Raw genomic sequence first — 332 nt, forward strand, 5'->3', positions numbered from 1 at the left:
GCCTTGTCGGTGACCTCGGGTGCCTTCACGGCAGGGTCCACGGTCTGCTTGCCATCGGTCTTGATGACAACAGAGTCGCACAACCGGCCATTGGAGAGACGGAAGGGTTCTACAGCGGCCACAGTACCAGAAACACTGGAGTGGATATTTGCAGAGACGAAACCGCCTGCCTCGCCGATCTTAGTGCCAACAAACACTTCGTCGCCCTTTTTGACCAGTGCTTTCGCCGGAGCGCAGATGTGCTGGCTCATCAGGATGCGTACCTGCGCGGGCAGAGGCATCGGAACTGGTTTGCTTGCAGCGGTTGCCTTGTCATGCGGCGTATGCGCGCC

At 59.0% G+C, this 332-nt stretch carries 1 pseudogene; it reads right to left on the reverse strand.

The features are described from left to right. A pseudogene (locus P0G09_RS16460) lies at positions 1–332 on the reverse strand (electron transport complex subunit RsxC); the annotation flags it as partial.

Origin of the sequence: Faecalibacterium sp. DFI.5.82, from assembly GCF_029076575.1 — a bacterium.
GTDB lineage: Bacteria > Bacillota > Clostridia > Oscillospirales > Ruminococcaceae > Faecalibacterium > Faecalibacterium duncaniae.